Here is a 19,155-nt window from a genome sequence, read left to right as displayed (position 1 = left end):
GCTTGCCGCAGATTGACGCACACAATTTACAATTAAGTAATGCCTAAGTCGCTCCCCACCATCCTTGTCCTCCCCGGTGGAGGATACTCGCGACTCGCACCCCACGAACGCGAGCCGATTACTGCCTGGCTGCGCACTTTAGGGTGGAACGCCCGCGTCGTCGAGTACCCCGTCGCCACGAGACATCCAGCCCCTTTGCTGGCAATTCAGTCTGAAATTGCGAAAGAGCGCGCTGCCGGAGCACCGATGGTGGGTGTTTTGGGCTTCTCCGCCGGAGGGCACCTTGCCGCCCATGCTGCCGTTGCTCCCATCGCCGAGCCAGAAGAGCGCCCCGATTTTGCGGTGCTTGGCTACCCCGTTGTCAGCATGGTCAGCCCGACCCACGCCGGCTCGCGCGAGAATCTGATCGGTCTGGACGCGAACAGATTTCTTCGCGAAGACACCTCAATTGAGTTGCTAGTTACTCCAGCAACACCGCCGATGTTTATTTGGCACACCGCCGCTGATGAACCGGTGCCGGTCGGCGAGCACTCCTACCCGCTGGCGTCAGCCTTGGCCGCCGCTGGCGTGCGTCACGAACTGCACGTCTTCGCTGACGGCAAGCACGGTCTGGGGCTCGCTGAAGGAACTCCCGCTGAGGCGTGGCAGTCGCTGTGCGAGATTTGGTTGAGCTCACTGCGCTAAAACTGCGCTGCGGATGCCCCGCTGCCGTCGATCGACGCAGTAGCTGAAGGGCAGTCCGGTAGACTGGGGTTACTGTTGTCGACCGAATAGCCCACTTCGAACAACGGGCTACCAAAATTACTGGAGCAAGATCCTGAGCAAGCTCGGCCGCTGCCACAACATGCCCCGGGAACACTAATGCTCGCGCTGCTAGCAATCTTCGCGCTCGTAGCACTTGTGGTTCCGGCGCTGACCCGAGCACTCGGGGTTCGCGTGTTCCCGCTGATTGCGATTGTTCCTGCGGCAGCGTTCGTTTACACCCTGACTTTGACGCCGCAGGTGATGGTGGGAGCACCCCCGACGGAAACCGTCATGTGGATCTCCCAGTTGCAGCTCGACCTGAGTGTGCGCGTTGATACTTTGTCGTGGCTGCTCTCCCTGATCGTGACCGGTGTCGGCGCTCTGGTGATCCTCTATTGCGCCAAATATTTCACCAACTCTGAAGAAGGTCTCGGCCGATTCGCTTCGGTGCTGCTCGCCTTCACTGGAGTGATGTACGGGCTCGTTATCGCCGATAACGTCTACCTGCTCTTTATTTTTTGGGAAGCAACGAGCGTCTTCTCGTACCTGCTCATCGGCCACTACACCGGGCGCACTGCTAGTCGCGGTGCGGCGATGCAAGCACTCATCGTGACCACGGCCGGCGGGCTCGTGATGCTGGTCGGGCTCGTGATGCTGGCGGAACATTCGGCAACCGCAAGCCTGACCGAGATCATCGATCGCGAACCTCACGGTGCGATTGTCACCGTCGCGGTCATGCTGATCCTCGTTGGGGCTCTCACGAAGTCGGCAATCGTTCCCTTCCATTTCTGGCTGCCCGCCGCGATGGCAGCCCCGACGCCCGTGAGCGCCTACCTTCACGCCGCCGCGATGGTTCAGGCCGGGATCTACCTCGTCGCCCGGCTTGCACCGGGATTCGCTGACACCCCCGGCTGGCGCCCACTGCTTTTGGGACTGGGACTCTTCACCATGCTGGTGGGCGGATGGCGCGCTCTCAAGCAATTCGACCTGAAGCTGCTCCTCGCCTACGGCACCGTGAGCCAACTCGGTTTCCTTCTCGTCGTGGTCAGCTACGGCACCCGCAACGCTGCCCTCGCCGGAGTGGCGCTGCTCCTCACCCACGCCCTCTTCAAAGCAGCTTTGTTCCTTATCGTCGGCATCACCGACCACCGGGCGGGAACCCGCGATCTGCGCAAGCTCAGTGGTCTCGGCCGAGAAGCACCATTCCTCGCAGGCTTCGCGGTACTCGCGACAGCATCCATGGCCGGAATTCCGTTCACGGCTGGCTTCGTTGCTAAAGAAGCTGTACTCAGTGCGTTTTTCGAGGATGCGGCCTCTGGCTCGGCGGCCGGTTGGGTAGCGCTGATCGGCGTAGCAGTGGGATCAACTCTCACGGTGGCCTATAGCGCGCGTTTCTTGTGGGGTGCGTTTGCCCGCAAGGAGGGTGTAGAAAAAGTTCGTCCGGTGCATGAGAGCGTGCCGTTTCTTTTCTCCCCTGGGCTTCTTGCCATCACCGGCATAGTGCTCGCGCCGCTGTTTGGTGCGCTCGGCACGGTGCTCGCCGGATACTCAACTCTTCTTCCACAGCATCACGATGACTACGCGCTCGCCCTCTGGCACGGATTCGATGTGGCGTTCCTCGTGTCGACGCTTACCGTGCTCGGCGGGCTGGCCCTCTTCTTTGCCCGCGCCCCCGTTTTCGCCGGCCAGTCTCGAGTTCCCGCACTCATCGACTCCAGCCGCCTCTACCGCCAGTCCATGAGAGCTCTCGACCGGGTAGCCGGCCGCGTCACCGCGACGACGCAACGCGGTTCGCTGCCGTTCTACCTCTCCGTGATCCTGCTTGTCATGGTCGGCGCGGTTGGCACAACTCTCGCCCTGAACAGGACGTGGCCGACAAGCCTCCTACTTTTCGATGGCCCAACGCAGCTCGCCATCGGGGCGATCATGGTCGTCGCGGCGCTCTCTCTCGGCGGAGCCAAGAAACGGTTCTCTGCCGCGTTGCTGGTCGGCGTTACCGGGTATGGACTCGCCGCACTCTTCGCTTTCCACGGAGCACCAGACCTCGCCCTCACTCAGGTGCTGGTCGAAACGGTCACCCTCATCGCCTTCGTTCTGGTCTTGAGGCGGCTGCCCGCCAGACTGGGCAAAGAGCACGGCAGCGTCCACCGCGGGGTGCGCGCGCTCATCGGCGCCGCCGTTGGACTACTCATGGCCGTGGTCGCCGTCGTCGCCCTTGGAGCAAGAACCGCCTCCCCCATCTCAGAAGCCCTACCCAAGCTTGCCCACGAAATCGGGCACGGAAATAACGTCGTCAACGTCGTGCTCGTCGACATCCGCGGTTGGGACACTCTCGGAGAGCTCGCGGTGATCGTGGCTGCTGCCACCGGAGTAGCCAGCCTGGTCTTTCTTCGGAGTCGAACCGACAACCTTCCGCGCGACGCCGAACGCCCCCGCAAGCAGAGCCTCACGTCACGTTTCACCCCCTCGCCCGAGCTCATTGCTCCGGAGTATGTTCCGGGCGTACAAGATCCTTCAACGCGCAATTCGTGGCTGCTGGCCGGACGACGGCTGGCCCCCGAGAACCGGTCCATTCTGCTCGAAGTTGTCATCAGGCTCCTCTTTCACGCCATCGTCGTTCTTTCGCTCTACCTGCTGTTTGCCGGGCACAACCTACCGGGCGGCGGCTTTGCGGGCGGGCTCGTCGCCGGTCTCGCTCTGGCCGGACGCTACCTTGCTGGTGGACGCTACGAGCTTGCTGCCGCGGCTCCCTTCGATGCGGGACGCGTATTGGGTTTCGGTCTCCTGCTTGCCGCGGGCACCGCCACTGTCCCACTCTTCTTCGGCGCTCAGGCTCTCACGTCGACCTTTTTCGAGGCCACGATTCCGGTGCTCGGACACCTCGAGTTCACCACCTCAACGATCTTCGATATCGGCGTCTACCTCGTGGTGGTCGGAATGGTTCTCGATGTGCTTCGCAGCCTCGGGGCTGAAATTGACCGCCAGCAAGAGGACGCCTCAGACGTTCTAGAAAGTGGGAGCACCATATGAGCGCCTCCCTCACCCTCGTCGTTGTCATGGCAGTGCTCTACGCCGTGGGCGTGTTCATGCTGCTCGAACGCAGCATGACCCGGGTGTTGCTTGGGTTTCTTCTTGTGGGCAACGCCACCAATCTGCTGATCCTGATTGTGTCTGGTCGGCCCGGTGTGGCCCCGTTCTTTGGCGACGAAGGCACCTTCGCTGACCCTCTTCCTCAGGCCTTTATTCTGACCTCGATTGTCATCACCTTTGGGGTGTCGGCCTTTCTCATGGCACTGATTTATCGCTCATGGCGCTTGGCCAATGCGGATGTCGTTCACGATGATTCCGAGGACATCGAGGTGGGCCGTCGCACAGCAGCCATCGCAATGGAACGTGCGGTTGCGGGCGACGACACCGAGTTCGGAACCCGGGCCGCTGCCGCCGTCGCGGATGCGCTTGACCTTGCCGAGCAAGAGCGTAAAGAAGACGAGGCGAGCGTCAACGAACAACTAAGGATGCAGGCCTCGCACACTGAGTCTGACGGCGCCGAGCACGACACAACAGAGGAGGGCAAATGAGTTCCCTGATTCCCCTCCTCGTCTTGCTGCCACTGCTGGGTGCCGCCGTCGCGTTGACGCAAGCCAAGCGCCCGCGGGTTCAGGTGTTGATCTCCGTGACCGTGCTCAGTGCTGTTCTCGTTCTGGGCATCGCCCTGCTGGTGTATGTCGACGCGAGCGGAACGATCGCCGTTGAACTGGGGGGCTGGGATGCACCCTTCGGGATCGTGCTGGTTGTCGACAGACTGGCTGCGCTGCTGCTCGTTGTCTCCGCGGCTGTCCTCTTGGCTGTGCTCGTATTCTCTGTTGGTCAAGGGCTCGCTGACGGAGATAAAGAGACCCCGGTTTCGATCTACTACCCGACCTACCTGATTCTCGCGGCGGGGGTCTTTAACGCCTTCCTCGCTGGCGATCTTTTCAACCTGTATGTGAGTTTTGAGATTCTGCTCGTGGCCAGTTTCGTGCTCATCACGGTCGGTGGCACCGAACTTCGCATACGCGCGGGAACCGTCTACATCGTCGTGAGTTTGGTCTCATCAGCCCTCTTCTTGGCTGCCATCGCCATGATCTACGGCGCAACCGGCACCGTAAACATCGCCCAACTTTCGGTGCGTCTTGCCGAGTTGCCCTCGGACACCCAACTAACCCTGCACGTCATGCTGCTCGTAGCCTTCGGGATCAAAGCGGCCGTGTTCCCGTTGTCGTTCTGGCTTCCCGATTCTTACCCCATGGCACCAGCCCCAGTGACCGCAGTATTCGCCGGCCTGCTCACCAAAATTGGTGTGTACGCCATCATGCGCACCGAGATGACCATCTTCGCTGGCGACGATCTCAACATCGCAATCTTGGTCGTCGCCGCCCTCACCATGATCGTGGGAATTCTTGGTGCCGTAGCCCAGTCCGACATCAAGCGGCTGCTGTCGTTCACCCTCGTGAGCCACATCGGTTACATGCTGTTCGGTATTGGTCTCGGTACCGCCGCCGGGCTCAGCGCGGCGATCTACTACATCGTGCACCACATCACCGTGCAAACGACGCTCTTTCTCGCGACCGGACTTGTCGAACGCCAAGGCGGCACGACGGGCATTAACCGGCTTGGCGGCATGTTGAAAGCGAATCCTTTCGTCGGAATTCTCTTTTTCATCCCGCTGCTGAACCTCGGCGGAATCCCGCCGTTCTCGGGATTCCTTGGCAAACTAGCCCTCTTCGAAGCCGGAGCGCAAGAGGGCTCCGAGCTTGCTTGGGTTCTGATCGGCAGCGGAGCCCTAGTCTCGCTGCTCACCCTTTATGCCCTCATCCGGGCGTGGAGTTTGACGTTCTGGCGCCACACCGATGAAGTGGCCGGCTACGAAAATCCACTGCCCGCCAACGACACGATGGGCGAATCCATCGAGGTGAAGACGGCTCGCAGCATCCCGCGCATCATGGTGGGCGCGACCGTGGCTATGGTGGCGCTGAGCGTGACCCTCACAGTGCTTGCTGCCCCGCTGTTCGACCTCAGCACCCGGGCTGGCGACAACATCACGGGGCCTGGCTACTACGTCACTACGGTGTTCCCGGGAGGATCCGAATGACGCGCCAGAAGCGTGATCACGCCGTCGGCCCCCGAGCAGAGGTGCCACGCCAAGCTACCCGACGCGAAGTTCGCGGAAACCTGTGGACCCAGCTGCCCTTGCTCCTGGGGCTGGTTCTGCTCTGGACCGTTCTGTGGGGGCAAGCGACCTGGATCAGTGTGATTACGGGATTCATCGTGGCAATTACGGTCACGAGAGTGTTCTACCTTCCCCCGGCAGAGCTCTCGGGTCGGCTCAACCTCTGGTACCTGCTCGTCTTTCTCGCGCACTTCTTTCTCGACGTGGCAATCGCCTCCTTCACCGTCGCATTTCAAGCACTCAACCCACGCCCCATCCCCGCCTCCTCCGTGATAGGAATCTCGTTGCGGACGAGCTCAGATCTCATCATGACCTTGGATGCGATTGCGATGTCGCTCGTGCCGGGCTCACTTGTCGTCGAGGCAGACCGCGAGCGCGGCATCCTGTATCTGCACACTTTTGCTACCCAGACCCCAGAAGATATAGAGGCTATGCGCAGAAAGGTGCTGATCGTCGAAGCACGCATTGTTCGAGCCATTGGGTCTAAATCAGACCTCGCACGCATCCACGAGAGCGAGGCCACATCGTGAGCGACTGGGTGTTCATTGTTGTCGGCCTCACTCTGACGGCAGCCGCGGCTACCGCCCTGTTCCGCATCATCCGGGGACCATCTATCTTGGACCGGATGATCGCCTCAGACATGCTTCTGACCACCATGATCTGTGCTCTGGGCGCCGAAATGATCTACAACTCCCACACCAGGAGTCTCGCCGCGATGTTTGTGCTCGCGGGAACCGCATTTCTGGGATCGGTCGTCGTAGCGCGCTACGTATCGAGGAATGGGCGCTTATGAGCTTCGATCTGATCGCCGACATTCTCACCAGCGTCTTTCTCCTCCTCGGCGCGTTCCTCTCGCTCGCGGCCGGCGTCGGGCTGATCCGTTTTCCGGATGCCATTGCACGGATGCACGCGACCACCAAGCCACAAATTCTTGGCCTCACGTTCATCCTCGCCGGAATAGCACTTGAAGAGCGTCAACTCTCGACCACCTTGGTGCTGATGGCATTACTGGCGTTCCAAATGATGACGGCACCAATCTCTGCCCACATGATCGGGCGAGCAGGGTACCGAAACGATGTCATCGCCCCCGGCTCACTACTCGTCGATGAACTTAAGCAATCAATTGACGAGGTGCAGCAAGAACTAGGCAGGGCTGAGAATGAGCCAAAGAATGAGAACGACGACGGCTCGCCGAACTAACGACGCTGACTGAACGCCTCTGATTTGGCGGTGGGGCCAGAAACCAGAATGGTGTCGTCGGCGGCGATCACTGTTTGCTGATCGGTGTAGGTCCAGGCTCCACCATGAGGGCGCACTGCGGTGATCGTCACGCCGGCCGTTGAGCGAACCTGTGACTCGCCAAGACTCTTACCCACGATGCTCGCGGGCGGTGCCATTTTCACGAGCGAGAACCCGTCGCCAATTTCTAGATAGTCCTGCATCGAACCGCGCACCAGATGGGCAACCCGACGCCCCATTTCCTTTTCCGGGTACACCACGTGCCGCACCCCGAGCTGCTCAAGGATCGTGCCGTGAGGTTCACTGACCGCTTTCGCCCACACGTGTTCCACGTTGAATCGCAACAGCAGCGACGTCGTGAGGATGCTCGCCTGAATGTCACTGCCGATCGCCACCACGACGCGATCGAACTCGGGCACCGCCAACTGCTGCAGCACCTCCTCGCGAGTCGAGTCGGCCGTCACCACATGCGTGAGCTGGCCATTGAGCTCCTGAACGATCGACTCATCAAGATCAATGCCCAGCACCTCAGTGCCGTTGGCCATGAGTTCCAACGCGAGCGCGCGACCGAAACGGCCCAACCCGATCACCGCCACCGAATCTGCGGCAGCCACGCTCGACGCATCCGAACCAGAGAACATGCGCAATTTAGCCAATGATCGGCCTTTCTTTAGGAAGTTCGTACAGGACAGCGCGTTCGCGCAACGCCAGCGCGGTAGCGAAACCGATCGGGCCGAGGCGGCCAACGAACATGAGCACCGCCAGAATCACTTGGGCAGCAATCGGCAACTCGGGGGTGATGCCTTCAGACAAACCGACGGTGCCGAACGCTGACACTGTCTCGAACAACACGGGGCCGAGCGGCAAGCCCGAGATGAGCATGATGACGATCGTGGATGACGCAACAACACCAACCGAAAGCAAGACAACCGCAATTGCTTGGCGGTGCACCGCCCGCGACAGGCGCTTGCCGAAAACGTTGACGACGCCATCGCCGCGTACTTCGGCCACAAGGATGAAGAACAGCACCGCGAAGGTGGTGATCTTGATGCCACCGGCAGTGCCAGCCGGACCACCACCGATGAACATCAGCGCCGTCATCCCGAATTGCGTCGCTTCGCTCATGGCGCCGATATCGATGCTGTTGAAGCCTGCCGTGCGGGTCTGCACCGACTGAAAGAAACCGGCAAGAATTTTGGTTGGCCAGTCGAGCGGGCCGAGAGTGGCGGGGTTATTCCACTCGATGAGAGTGATGTAGAGCGCGCCGGCGACCAACAGCAGTGGGGTCGCGGCCACAACGATGCGGGTGTTCATGCTCCACTTGAGTCGTTGGGTGCGGTAGCGCAACAGCTGAACAATCACCGGAAAACCAAGGCCGCCCAGAATGATTTCGGCGCACAACGTGAGTGAGACCACCGGATCATCGACAAACGACATCATGTTGTCGCTAAACAGTGCGAACCCGGCATTGTTGAACGATGAGACAGCGTGGAACAGCGCCAGCCACGCCGACTCCCCCACACTCTTGCCGTAGTGCAACGTAAACCAGAGAAACAGGATGACGGCGCCGGCGCCCTCGATGATGAGCGAAATCTTGAGAACGCCCAAGATGAGCGACCGCACATCGCCAAAGCCGACGCTCTTAGTTTCAGCGGCAGCCGTGATGCGCGAACGCAGCGACATGCGCCGCACCACCGCGATACCAATGATCGAGGCGAAAGTCATCACGCCAAAGCCGCCCACCTGAATGAGCATCATGATCACGACCTGGCCAAAGCCGGTCCAATAGGTGGAGGTGTCGACAATCACATGGCCGGTGACGCACATCGCCGAGACCGCGGTGAAGAACGCCTCGATGAGAGTGGCGCCGCCAGGACCGGTACGCGAAATGGGCAACGCCAGCAGGAAGGTGCCTGCGGCAATACCAATCAGAAACCCGAGAAGAGTGAGTTGCGCTGGATGAACCAGTTTTCGCTTACTACCCGTCCCACGAAGGATGTTGTGCACCGGGACACGATACGCCTGTTTTTGCCCCGGCGCGGCACTATTTTCGCGCGCGCAGGTAGCTCGCTCTAGCTCTTTAGCGGCTCCAGCACGAAGACCGGGATTTCGCGATCGGTCTTGGCCTGATAGTCGGCATAGTCGGGGTAGGCGGCGACAGCGCGTTCCCACCACAGCGCCTTTTCATCGCCGGTGGCTTCGCGGGCCAGATAGTCGCCCTTGGCGCCAACATCGTGCAATTCAACATGCGGCTGAGCCACGATGTTGAAGTACCACACCGGGTGCTTGGGCGCACCACCCAACGAAGCGACGACCGCATAGTTGCCGTCGTGTTCTACCCGCATGAGCGCAGTCTTACGCAGCTTGCCCGACTTAGCACCGACCGTGGTCAACACAATGACGGGCATCCCGCGCATGAGGTTGCCTTCGTGGCCATTGCTGGCTTCGAAAACGTCGGCCTGGTTGCGGGCCCAGGCTGAGGTGCTGGGTTCGTACTCTCCTGTTAGCGGCATGAGTTAACGGTACCCCTGCCTGCCTGAGAGCTTGTGTTAGCGCGCGGGTCAAGATAGGTAGTTTCTACTCACGCGCTAACGACCTCGAAACCGCTTGACTACCATCATGATCACTTCACAGCGCGCGCTGAAAGGCGCAATCTCTTTCGCCATCGCGGCGGGGCTCACCGTTTCCCTCAGCGGTTGCTTTGGCAACCCTTTCGAGAATCTGGCTAATGGCCTTGTTGAAGGCACGGTCGAGAAGGTCGTTGAGGGAACGACCGGCGTCGACGTTGACGTTGACGGCACTGGAGGTTCGCTACCCGACTCGTGGCCCTCAGAAGTTCCCGTCCCCGACGGCAAAATCCTCTTCTCGCTCGCCGCCGCGGGTACCTACAGTGCCACTCTCACAGTCGACAGCCAAGACAAAGCGAAGGCGGGCTACGAGCAATTCGTCGCGAACGGCTACGAAGTGGTCTCAGAGATCTCCCTCGGAGACCAGGGCTACGCTTACGGACTTCAGAGCGACAACTGGACCGTGCAGTATTCCTGGGGCGCCGATGATGAGGGCACCGCAACGGTCAACGTGACCGCGTCTCCGGTAGAGGAGTAGGCGCGCTAAAGCTCAGCGAGTACTTTTTCTAACTCAACACGACCGGTAACACCCAGCTTGCGATAGATGCGAGCCAGATGATTATCGACAGTTCGAACCGACAGCCCGAGCTGCTGGCCGATTTCCCGACTACGTTTGCGGCCAGCAGCAGCCCGGGCGATCGTCCACTCTCGTTCAGTGAGTTCATCGCCCGCCGGCGGCGCCGGCGCGTGATCCATATCGGCGGCAAGTCGGCGGGCAAGAAGAGTGGCTTTGCGCCGCAACTCCAGAAGGCCAGCTTTTTCTGTGCCCTGCACCCCGGCGAGCAGGCCATCAACCGCGAGCGCAGCCACACCAGACGACACCAACGTTGGAGCGAGTTCGCACAACTGGGCGACATCCCCCACCGCTAAGGCGTCACCCCATTCGTGGATGCCAGCGATAAGCGGCGCTGGTGATAATTGCGAAAGAAGCCGAAGCTGGTCGCTCGCTGCCGACGCCTGGCCGAGACGCAGCGCAACGGTGAGCGTGAGGGCACTCAGCAAGAAATGACCAAGGATGATGCCCTCGGCAACCGCAGCAATGATCACCGCAGCGGCGGCTTCTGGTTTGCCCTCGGCGGCAAGGAGCCACGCTTCACATTCGGCACGCTGCAGTATTACTTTGGCGTCGCCCGCATGCTCGGGGGCTATTTCGGCGAGGATGCGGCGCGCAGCTTCCCCGTCTCCACGTTGGGCTTCGATCGTGGCGTGCAGAGCGGTAGCCGTGCCGAGCAGCCCCGTGAAGTCTCGCCATTTCAGTTGGTCAACGGCGAGCGCCGCGAGAGTGTTTGCTTCGGTGAGTTTGCCGTCGTGAAGGTTCACTATGGCGAGCGCGTACGACCAGACTCCGGCAGAATCGGCAAAGTGGTCGAGGCGACGTTTGGCCGCAAATTCGCGGGCACGAACAATCTCGGCCGAAGCGACAAGGGCGAGAAATTCCGACAGGTCTAGTAGCGAGCCGGCAAATGGTGCCTCGAAACGAAATGCCTCGGCCAAGGGCCGCGTCTGAGCTATCGCCGCAAAGGCTTCGACCGGATGCCCTGACATCGTAGCCATCATCGCCGCCGTCAGTCCAGCATTCACCGCCCCCAACCCGCCATCGAGCGTGACCGGATCGGCGACGTCGGCGAGTGCCGTGGCGTCACCCGTCATGAGTTGCCACTTGGCCAGCTCTGGCCGCAGCACTTGTTGAGCTCGAGCATCCAATTTGCGGAGTTCGCTCGACACCCGCTCGACAGCTTCGGCGGGGCGAGCCAGCCGGTAGACAACATGTTGCCCCCATCGGGCAAGCGCGATCGCGCGCTGCTCGTCGCTGCTCGCCAGCGCGATCGCTGAGTCGAACACTCGCGATGACCGCTCGGATTCGGCGAGCGCCGAAAGCGCACTCGCTAACACCAGCTCGGGAGCAAAGCGCCGCTCCACGAGCTGGGCACGCTCGGCCAGCGTGGCCGCGACAGCATGGTCACCCGCCGCATGCGCATAGTTGGCGGCCCAGTCCAGATCGTCGTTACTGATGAACGCGTCGGTAGAGGTGAGCAGCAGGGTCGACGTGAATCGCAACTGCGGGTCGGCCAGAGGGCTGAGCCGTGAAGCTATATCTCGGATGATGTTTGCACGTTCCGCCCGCGAGAGCTCGACAACAAGCGCCTCCGCAAACAGCGGATGGGCCAGCCGCACCGCAGGGATCGAGTCGCCGCGAGTCTCTTCGACAACACTCTCTGCGACAAGTTTGGCCAGCAGATCCAGTTCGACCGCACGCAGGGCCGCGTGCGGAATCGGCTGCGCAATCGCAATCAGTTGAGCCAAACGCCGTTCCTTGGCGCTCAACTGCAGCAGCCTCTCGGCAATCGTCGCCCGAACATGTTGTGGCAGCGCTGCCACTGACACTTCGATACCAAATTCTCCCGCGTGGATGCCACCAGCGCGCGCCGCCGCAAAGGTAAGTTCCCGCAGCATCAGAGGGTTACCGCGGCTCGCCTCGAACAGGGCGCGCAAGCTTTCGGGGCGCAGGGTTGCGCCCAAATATTGTTGGAGGATCGACTGGCTGTGTTCCAGGCTCAGGCCTTCAATATCAACGATGTCGATCAGATTTTCGTGCAGCAGGCGCGCAAGCGGGCCGTCGACCTCGTGCGAGTCGCGAGCCGTCAGTAGGGTAGTGACGCCGAAAACGCGCATCAGTTGGTAGAGCACTCCGGCGGAGACGGCATCCAAGAGTGGTGCATCGTCAACGACAATCACAAACTTGGCGGGGTTTTCGCCGACCACCGCCACGAGTGCTTGCACGCGGTCGCTCACGCTGGCCAGGTCCACTCTGCCTGCACTGGCAAGCACTGGAGCGAGAGCTCCGAGCGGAACCTCAGACAGCTCGGCGAGGCCGACAACGGGCACCACTGTTCGGCCATCCGCGCGCAACGCTTGGGCGATGTGGGCGCCCAGTGTGGTCTTGCCGACTCCACTCGGGCCGCGCAACATCACCGATCGAGGATGGGGGCCTCGCAGTGCGTTCAGCACAGCATCCCGCTCAGTTTCTCGAGGAAGCACCGGCCAACGCGCCATGTGATCCCCCTCCCCACAATCATTGAGCTTGTGGCCGACAGCATAGTGGGGTGGCGTTGCCGGGGGAGAGATAGTGTGGATTGCATCATGATCACCATTGCGCTGCCCACCCAACACATTTTCGACAGACTCGCCCCGCAACTGCCAAACGTGAACCTGATCGTGTGGACCACCGCTGATGGTGCTCCCCCGGTACATATCGATTTGGCTCTCCTGGGTTACCTCGGTGCTTCCGGTGGGTTGGGCTCCTTTGCCGGCATGGATGTCGCGGCGCTGCAATCACAATCGCTCGGCTTCGACGGGGTTCTCGAACGGTTGCCCGCCGGCATCACCTTTTGCAACGCGGTTGGTGTGCACGAAGCTTCTACCGCTGAACTAGCGGTGGGCATGATGATCTCTGAACAGCGCGGATTCCCCGAACACTTTGCGAACCAGCAGACCGGAACCTGGAACCAACACGAACAACCCGGAATCGCCGGAAAGACCGTTGTCATTCTCGGAGCCGGTGGTGTCGGAAATCAGATCGCCGACAAGCTCGCCCCCTTTGACGCCAACGTGGTGCGGGTAGCCCGCAGCAACCGCAGTGACGCTCGCGGCGCCATCCAGTCAATGGATGCACTGCCCTCGCTGCTCGAAAAAGCCGACATCGTGGCGATCGCCGTACCCCTCAGCGACGACACCACCGGGCTCGTTGACGCCGATTTTCTGGCCGCGATGAAGCCAGGGGCGCTGCTCGTTAACGTCTCTCGCGGCAAAATCGTCGACACTGATGCGCTCATCGCTGCGGCATCCGCGGGACAGATTCGGGCAGCACTTGACGTCACCGAGCCAGAGCCGCTGCCCAGCGATCACCCCCTGTGGTCAACGCCGGGCGTGACCATCACGCCACATATCGGCGGTGCCACCTCAGCGATGCACTCCAGAGTGGATGCCGTCGTGCGCGATCAAGCCAAGCGATTACTCGCCGGAGAACCGCTCGCCAACATGGTGGTCGACGCCCGCCAGAACTGAGTCAGCCGGCGGCGAGGCGCTTAGGCGCCCCAGCCAGCTTGAACTCCACCAACACGGTCTTCAGCGATTTTCTGCTGATAACCGGATGCCGCGTAAGCCGCCATTGGGTCTGCTGCGAGCCCGCGCGACTCACGCCACGTAGCGAGGTCACCACGCACATCGGTGTAGAAGGCATCCATCATGATGGCGTTGGCACCGAGCACATCGCCAGCAATCTGGGCCGCGGTGAGCGCATCCGTGTCGACAAGCAGTGCCCGCGCCGTCATTTCTTGAACGTTGAGCACCGAGCGAATTTGACCGGGGATCTTGTCTTCGACGTTGTGGCACTGGTCGAGCATGAAAGCAACATCACTGTCAGCGCCATAGCCGCCACCGCGAACAACTTCGTACAGGATGCGGAACAGCTGGAAGGGGTCAGCCGCGCCCACAATGAGATCATCATCGGCGTAGAAGCGTGAGTTGAAGTCGAAGGAACCGAGCTTGCCGAGGCGCAGCAGTTGCATCGCAATGAACTCGATGTTGGTGCCGGGAGCATGGTGCCCCGTGTCAAGGCAGACCATCGCGCGCTCGCCGAGCGCAGACACCTGCGCATATGAAGTACCCCAGTCGGGAACATCCGTGTGATAAAAAGCGGGCTCGAAAAACTTGTATTCGAGCACCATGCGCTGCTCACCGCTCAAGCGGTCATAGATCTGCTGTAACGAGTCGGCCAGTCGATCTTGGCGACCGCGAAGGTCAGCTTGGCCGGGATAGTTCGAGCCGTCCGCTAGCCAAATCTTGAGGTCACGAGAACCGGTCTGGCCCATGATGTCGACGCACTCGAAGTGGTGATCGATAGCCTTCTGGCGAATCGTCGGGTCGACGTGCGTGAGAGATCCGAACTTGTAGTCGTCATCCTGAAAAGTGTTGCTATTGAGCGTGCCGAGTGCGACACCGTGGTCGTTCGCGAACGCACCGAGCGCCGCATAATCGTCGACTTTGTCCCAGGGGATGTGCAGGGCAACCGAGGGCGAGAGCGCCGTGAACTTGTTGACCTGAGCTGCGTCCGCAATCTTCTCCTCCGGGGTGCGCGGGGTTCCGGGCGTGCCAAACACTTTGAAGCGCGTTCCCGAATTGCCGAACGCCCACGATGGCAATTCAATAGCCTGCTGAGCGAGCAGTGATTCAATCTGAGCGAAACTGGTCATGGTGTCTTCCTGTCTTCGGTGACGATGGTGAATTCGTGGTCTGGGTCACGGGCTGGGTGAGAGAACTGTCGGCACGTTGTACCCGAGAAGCGCCGTGCTGGTGGTGCTGCTGGTGTCATTCGCTGCGGTGTCGGCGTTTCTAGTCCACGACACAGTCGTGATGCCCACGTTGAGTACCCCGGGAAATGTCGTGCGGTAGTTATCGAGCGGAATCCCCAGCGCACGACACAGGATGAGCCTCATCAGCGTCGAGTGCATCACCACAAGAACAGTGCCGTCGGGATGCCGAGCAACGATCTTCTCGAGCGCTCGCCACGCGCGTTCGACGGCGGCCTCCCCCGACTCCCCCTCGGGCAACGGCACAGTGCCAGGATTGGCGACGAAACGTGCGGCCTCTGCCGGAAAGGCGGTTCGCATCTCGGCCGAGGTGAGGCCCTCTCCCCGACCAAAGTGCACCTCACGTAATGCAGCATCGATCGTGAGCGGGATGCCGAGCGCGGTCGCGGCTGGTGTTGCGGTGATCACGGCACGAGAAAGGTCAGAGGCGTAGACCGCATCGATGGGTTGCGATTCTGCCCATCGCCCCAGTTGCTCACCTTGGGCGATGCCACGCTCGGTGAGCGCGACATCCGTACTGCCGGCGTAGCGGTTTTCGGCATGCCACGTCGTTTCTCCGTGACGCGCGAGCAACAGTGTCGTCATGCGGCTATCCACTCTTTCGAGATAAGTTCGGCAACGAACTCGTCGTAACGATCGTTCCACTGCGCCGAATTTTCGGAGCGTGGCTCAATGACACTGCCGACAATCGACATGCGCGACGCCGTTTCAGGCAGCGCTGCACCGGAAGTTCCGGCCCATGCCGCCAAGATTGCCATGCCGATCGAGCCCTCTGCGGAGCGCGGAATGGTGATGCTACGGCCGAGCAGATCAGCGCGCAACTGAGTCCACCACTCGTTCTTCGAGCCTCCTCCGGAGGAACTCAACGTGCCGTCAATGGCAGCACCCGAGCGCGCCATCATGTCGAAACTGAGTCGCTCAACGCAGGCGATTCCGAGCATGATTGACGCGATGAGACTGTCGGGGTCGAGGAGCTTGGCCGCGGCTTCGAGGCTGTGATCGACGCCAGCGATTGTGACGAAACCGCGAGCATCCGGACGGATCACCGGAAAGCGTTCACCGGTGCCGACAAGGGGATAACTCGAAGGAATCGTGGGAAGCCGGTCGCCTAAGGCACTGAGACGAGTTGACACCCCGGCAAGATCGATCGACGGCAGGGCCGCCGTAATTGCGCCAGCGCCGACGCTGGAGGCACCGCCCGGAAACCAGAGCCCGTCATGCGGAGCCCGGTGGGAGTAAACCGCGCCGGCATCGTCGATGATGATGCGGTCGGTCACGCCCTTGAGCACCATTGTTGTGCCGATCACCGTGTGCCAGTCACCGAGCCCCAGCGTCGCAGCACCCAATTGAGCGGCGCAGCCATCCGTCATGCCCGCAAAGATGGGGGTGCCCGCCGGCAGCCCCGTGAGCTCTGCCCACCGCACATCCGACTGCCCGAGTTCAGTGCCGGGCGCCACGACCTGGGGCAACTTCGCCGGATCGATTCCCAGGGTGGTGAGCGCGCCAACCGGCCACTCAAGTTCACCAAGGTCGTAGCCCGATTTAAGGGAGTGGCTCCAGTCAGAGGCAACGCGGGTTCCGACCATCGCCGCCGCGAGCACATCGCTCTGGTGGGCGACCCAGCGGTCTTCCGTCAGCAGGCCGTTGCGTGCAAGCCAGGCAATCTTTGGCAACGCCCAAGTGGGTTGGATGCGGTAGCCAAGTCGGGCCCACCGCTGCGGGTCTGCATCGTTGGCTTCCCGCCCAAGCGCGCCAGCCCGGGCATCGTCGTACATGATGCCCGGTGAGCGAGGATGTCCCACAGTGTCCACCGTGGTTACCGTGCCTGAGGTGGCGCAAATCGACACCCCCGCAATGCGGTTCACTGAGTTTGCCGCCAACGATCCCACGGCGGAGGCAAGGGCCGCTCCAGCCTGAGTGATCCACTCTGCGGGATCCTGCTCGTGACGTTCTCCGTCTCGATGGCTAACCAAGGGCAACGAAGCTGATGCCGCGACAGAGCCCTCGTCGTCGACGATGGAGACCTTTGTGCTCTGGGTCCCCAGATCGATACCAACCCACAGTGCCGTCATTGTCAGAGCCCGCCCATCCGTGCCATTAGGCCGTGCCGGCCAAGTTCTTGCGGCGCTCAATCATGTCAGTGCGCTCAAAGTAGTGCGCCACAGCCTCACTGCCGAGACCCGAAACGCCGCCAATCGACAGCGCCTGCACCCGGGTTCGTGCCCCCTTGACGGTCATGAGAGTGATCGCTTCAACGGCATCCGCACTGCCGCCGATCGCAACGATGCCGTGATTGCCCAACAGCACCACTGACGGCAATTCGCCGTGCTCGGCGAAGTAGTCGCGCAGGCGTTCGAGGAAGAGACGCCCGAGGGCTATGCCCGGCGCGGCATACGGAACAAAAAGCGGGATGCCGATCACGACAGCTTCGTCGGTGTACACCCACTCCGCAAAGGCAGTCTCGGCATGAATGCTCGAAAGGATGCCAAGCACCGCAGTGGGGTGAGTGTGCGCAACATACGCTGACGGTGATACCGACTGTACCGCGGCGTGCACGAGCGTCTCGATGGATCCGCGACGTCGAACACCGTCGTGCTCGCCGGCATCGAGCAGCGTGGTCAAGTCTTCTTGAGTCGACTCTGGATCGTCCATCAGATCGATGAGTGGCTGCACATCGGTCACCACAAAATCACTGGCGTCGGCGCGAACCATGTACACGCCTGACGCTTTAACAACGAGCCGCCCATCAGCGAGGAGGTTCGACGTGTTTCCCTCGGCGAGAATCACAAGGTCCTTGGCGGGCTCCCCGAGAGTGCGGGTGAGAGTGATGAGGTCCTCAGTAACGAGGCTGGGTTGCCAGTTGGTAGCCATGATTCCTTTCAGGAACGGATGAGGTACTCGTCACGCAGAAGTGCGCAACGATGGGGGTGCCGCGCTCGAGGCGCGCACCACCAATTCAGGGACAAGCAAGTCGTGGTGGTGAGCGTGAGACTCACCGTGGTCGATTTCGTCGAGAAGCATACGCACGGCACGCCGCCCCAACTCTTCACGGGGCTGACGCACCGTGGTGAGCGGCACGGTGGCGGCCTGCGCCCAAACAAGGTCGTCGAATCCGATGATGGTGATGTCTTCGGGCACCCGGATGCCGCGGTGCGCGAGCTCCAAAAGTACTCCAAGGGCAAGCAAATCGTTTCCGCACATGATGGCGGTGGGGCGTTCGCGGAGAGGGAGCTTCGCAATGCTCGCAGCCGCGTGCCGCCCATCCTGAATCTGCCACGACTCGGCGATAACACGACGCGACTCGATACCGATCGGGGAAAGCGCTTCAGTGAAGCCCTCATAGCGTCGGTCTACTTGAGGATTGGTGCCGAGGTCACCGACAAAAGCGATGTCGCGGTGCCCGAGGGCAACCAGGTGTTCGCCGGCAAGTCGTCCGCCAGCAAAATCGTCAGTTTTCACCCAGCAGCGGCTGGACTGTTCGGCGACCCTGTCGACGTAGACCAACGGAACGTTGCGAGCATCGAACCGGTCGAGAGCAACATCATCTGCCTGCACCGGTGCAATCATGATGCCGTGCACCCGTTGCTGCACCAGCACATTAAGGTTGTCGTGCTCACGCTCGACATCGTTGCCGTTGTGGGTCATGACGACGCCGACACCAAGCGACTTGGCCTCAGCCTCTGCGCCCAACGCAACATCGACAAAGAATGGGTTGGCCAAGTCGGCCAAGGCAAGCCCCAGCGTTCGCTGACGGCCGGCAGGAAATCGTCGTGCAGTTTGAATCGGGGCGTAACCCAGGTCGGCGATCGCCTTCTGCACCCGTTCGCGCGTCGAAGAAGCCACGTACGCCGGCCGGTTGAGCACATTGCTCACCGTTCCTGCCGACACGCCTGCGTGGCGTGCAACGTCATGGATGGTCGCCATCATTGGCCCCTTCGCGCTGGACAGGTAGAGCCCGCAACAGTCA

At 61.3% G+C, this 19,155-nt stretch carries 18 protein-coding genes; 9 read left to right on the top strand and 9 right to left on the bottom strand.

Translation table 11 applies throughout. The annotated features are described in order from the left end of the window. Window positions 1-39 precede the first annotated feature (39 nt). The 7 genes from ON14_RS09745 (at window position 40) to mnhG (ending at window position 7,153) form a co-directional block, all read left to right on the top strand. Window positions 40-684, top strand: a complete 645-nt coding sequence (locus tag ON14_RS09745; protein WP_010204819.1) for an alpha/beta hydrolase — start codon at window positions 40-42, stop codon at window positions 682-684. Between the two features lie 177 nt (window positions 685-861). Further along, on the top strand, window positions 862-3,774 hold the full coding sequence (locus tag ON14_RS09740; protein ID WP_010204818.1) for a Na+/H+ antiporter subunit A: 2,913 nt from the start codon (window positions 862-864) through the stop codon (window positions 3,772-3,774). Continuing rightward, a complete protein-coding gene (locus ON14_RS09735) occupies window positions 3,771-4,322 on the top strand; it encodes a Na(+)/H(+) antiporter subunit C (protein ID WP_010204817.1) in 552 nt (183 codons plus the stop codon). Before ON14_RS09740 ends, ON14_RS09735 begins: the two co-directional genes overlap by 4 nt. Further along, entirely contained in the window at window positions 4,319-5,875 is a 1,557-nt protein-coding gene (locus tag ON14_RS09730; protein ID WP_010204816.1) for a Na+/H+ antiporter subunit D, read from the top strand. Before ON14_RS09735 ends, ON14_RS09730 begins: the two co-directional genes overlap by 4 nt. Then, window positions 5,872-6,483, top strand: a complete 612-nt coding sequence (locus tag ON14_RS09725; protein ID WP_010204815.1) for a Na+/H+ antiporter subunit E — start codon at window positions 5,872-5,874, stop codon at window positions 6,481-6,483. Before ON14_RS09730 ends, ON14_RS09725 begins: the two co-directional genes overlap by 4 nt. Next, window positions 6,480-6,746, top strand: a complete 267-nt coding sequence (locus tag ON14_RS15695; protein WP_010204813.1) for a monovalent cation/H+ antiporter complex subunit F — start codon at window positions 6,480-6,482, stop codon at window positions 6,744-6,746. Before ON14_RS09725 ends, ON14_RS15695 begins: the two co-directional genes overlap by 4 nt. Further along, window positions 6,743-7,153 (top strand): monovalent cation/H(+) antiporter subunit G, encoded by a 411-nt coding sequence (gene mnhG, locus ON14_RS09715; protein ID WP_010204811.1) that lies wholly within the window; start codon window positions 6,743-6,745, stop codon window positions 7,151-7,153. The genes ON14_RS15695 and mnhG overlap by 4 nt, the downstream gene beginning before the upstream one ends. Here the strand turns inward: mnhG and ON14_RS09710 are convergent. The 3 genes from ON14_RS09710 to ON14_RS09700 form a co-directional block, all read right to left on the bottom strand. Next, window positions 7,150-7,848, bottom strand: coding sequence for an NAD-binding protein (locus tag ON14_RS09710; RefSeq protein WP_010204810.1), 699 nt, complete (start codon window positions 7,846-7,848; stop codon window positions 7,150-7,152). The genes mnhG and ON14_RS09710 overlap by 4 nt on opposite strands. Continuing rightward, window positions 7,841-9,199 carry a TrkH family potassium uptake protein gene (locus ON14_RS09705; RefSeq protein WP_010204805.1) on the bottom strand — a complete coding sequence of 453 codons (1,359 nt, stop codon included), beginning with the start codon at window positions 9,197-9,199 and terminating at the stop codon, window positions 7,841-7,843. Before ON14_RS09705 ends, ON14_RS09710 begins: the two co-directional genes overlap by 8 nt. 65 nt (window positions 9,200-9,264) lie before the next feature. Next, the gene (locus ON14_RS09700) at window positions 9,265-9,705 is read right to left on the bottom strand and encodes a nitroreductase family deazaflavin-dependent oxidoreductase (RefSeq protein ID WP_010204803.1); all 441 of its coding nucleotides are present in this window, start codon (window positions 9,703-9,705) and stop codon (window positions 9,265-9,267) included. 106 nt (window positions 9,706-9,811) lie between these two features. On the opposite strand from ON14_RS09700, the gene ON14_RS09695 reads away from it, so the two are divergent. After that, window positions 9,812-10,297 carry a hypothetical protein gene (locus ON14_RS09695; protein WP_010204801.1) on the top strand — a complete coding sequence of 162 codons (486 nt, stop codon included), beginning with the start codon at window positions 9,812-9,814 and terminating at the stop codon, window positions 10,295-10,297. A 5-nt stretch (window positions 10,298-10,302) separates the two neighbouring features. On the opposite strand, the gene ON14_RS09690 is transcribed toward ON14_RS09695, so the two are convergent. Further along, window positions 10,303-12,873, bottom strand: coding sequence for a helix-turn-helix transcriptional regulator (locus ON14_RS09690; protein ID WP_010204798.1), 2,571 nt, complete (start codon window positions 12,871-12,873; stop codon window positions 10,303-10,305). An 87-nt stretch (window positions 12,874-12,960) separates the two neighbouring features. Between ON14_RS09690 and ON14_RS09685 the strand changes: the two genes are divergently transcribed. Next, on the top strand, window positions 12,961-13,884 hold the full coding sequence (locus tag ON14_RS09685) for a 2-hydroxyacid dehydrogenase (protein ID WP_039741997.1): 924 nt from the start codon (window positions 12,961-12,963) through the stop codon (window positions 13,882-13,884). Between the two features lie 20 nt (window positions 13,885-13,904). On the opposite strand, the gene rhaI is transcribed toward ON14_RS09685, so the two are convergent. The 5 genes from rhaI to ON14_RS09660 are packed head-to-tail and all read right to left on the bottom strand — an operon-like array spanning window position 13,905 to window position 19,115. Further along, entirely contained in the window at window positions 13,905-15,071 is a 1,167-nt protein-coding gene (gene rhaI / locus ON14_RS09680) for an L-rhamnose isomerase (RefSeq protein WP_010204795.1), read from the bottom strand. A 45-nt stretch (window positions 15,072-15,116) separates the two neighbouring features. Next, the gene (locus ON14_RS09675; RefSeq protein WP_010204794.1) at window positions 15,117-15,773 is read right to left on the bottom strand and encodes a histidine phosphatase family protein; all 657 of its coding nucleotides are present in this window, start codon (window positions 15,771-15,773) and stop codon (window positions 15,117-15,119) included. Further along, window positions 15,770-17,260 (bottom strand): FGGY-family carbohydrate kinase, encoded by a 1,491-nt coding sequence (locus ON14_RS09670; RefSeq protein WP_010204793.1) that lies wholly within the window; start codon window positions 17,258-17,260, stop codon window positions 15,770-15,772. Before ON14_RS09670 ends, ON14_RS09675 begins: the two co-directional genes overlap by 4 nt. A 25-nt stretch (window positions 17,261-17,285) precedes the next feature. Continuing rightward, the gene (locus tag ON14_RS09665; protein WP_010204792.1) at window positions 17,286-18,059 is read right to left on the bottom strand and encodes a class II aldolase/adducin family protein; all 774 of its coding nucleotides are present in this window, start codon (window positions 18,057-18,059) and stop codon (window positions 17,286-17,288) included. A gap of 30 nt (window positions 18,060-18,089) precedes the next feature. After that, complete coding sequence (locus ON14_RS09660; protein WP_237719699.1) at window positions 18,090-19,115, bottom strand: LacI family DNA-binding transcriptional regulator; 1,026 nt, start codon at window positions 19,113-19,115, stop codon at window positions 18,090-18,092. Window positions 19,116-19,155 lie beyond the last annotated feature (40 nt).

The sequence above is a fragment of the Salinibacterium sp. PAMC 21357 genome, from assembly GCF_000247645.1.
Lineage (GTDB): Bacteria > Actinomycetota > Actinomycetes > Actinomycetales > Microbacteriaceae > Rhodoglobus.
Note: the sequence above shows the minus strand (reverse complement) of the source record. Positions and strands in the feature narration are given on the sequence as shown.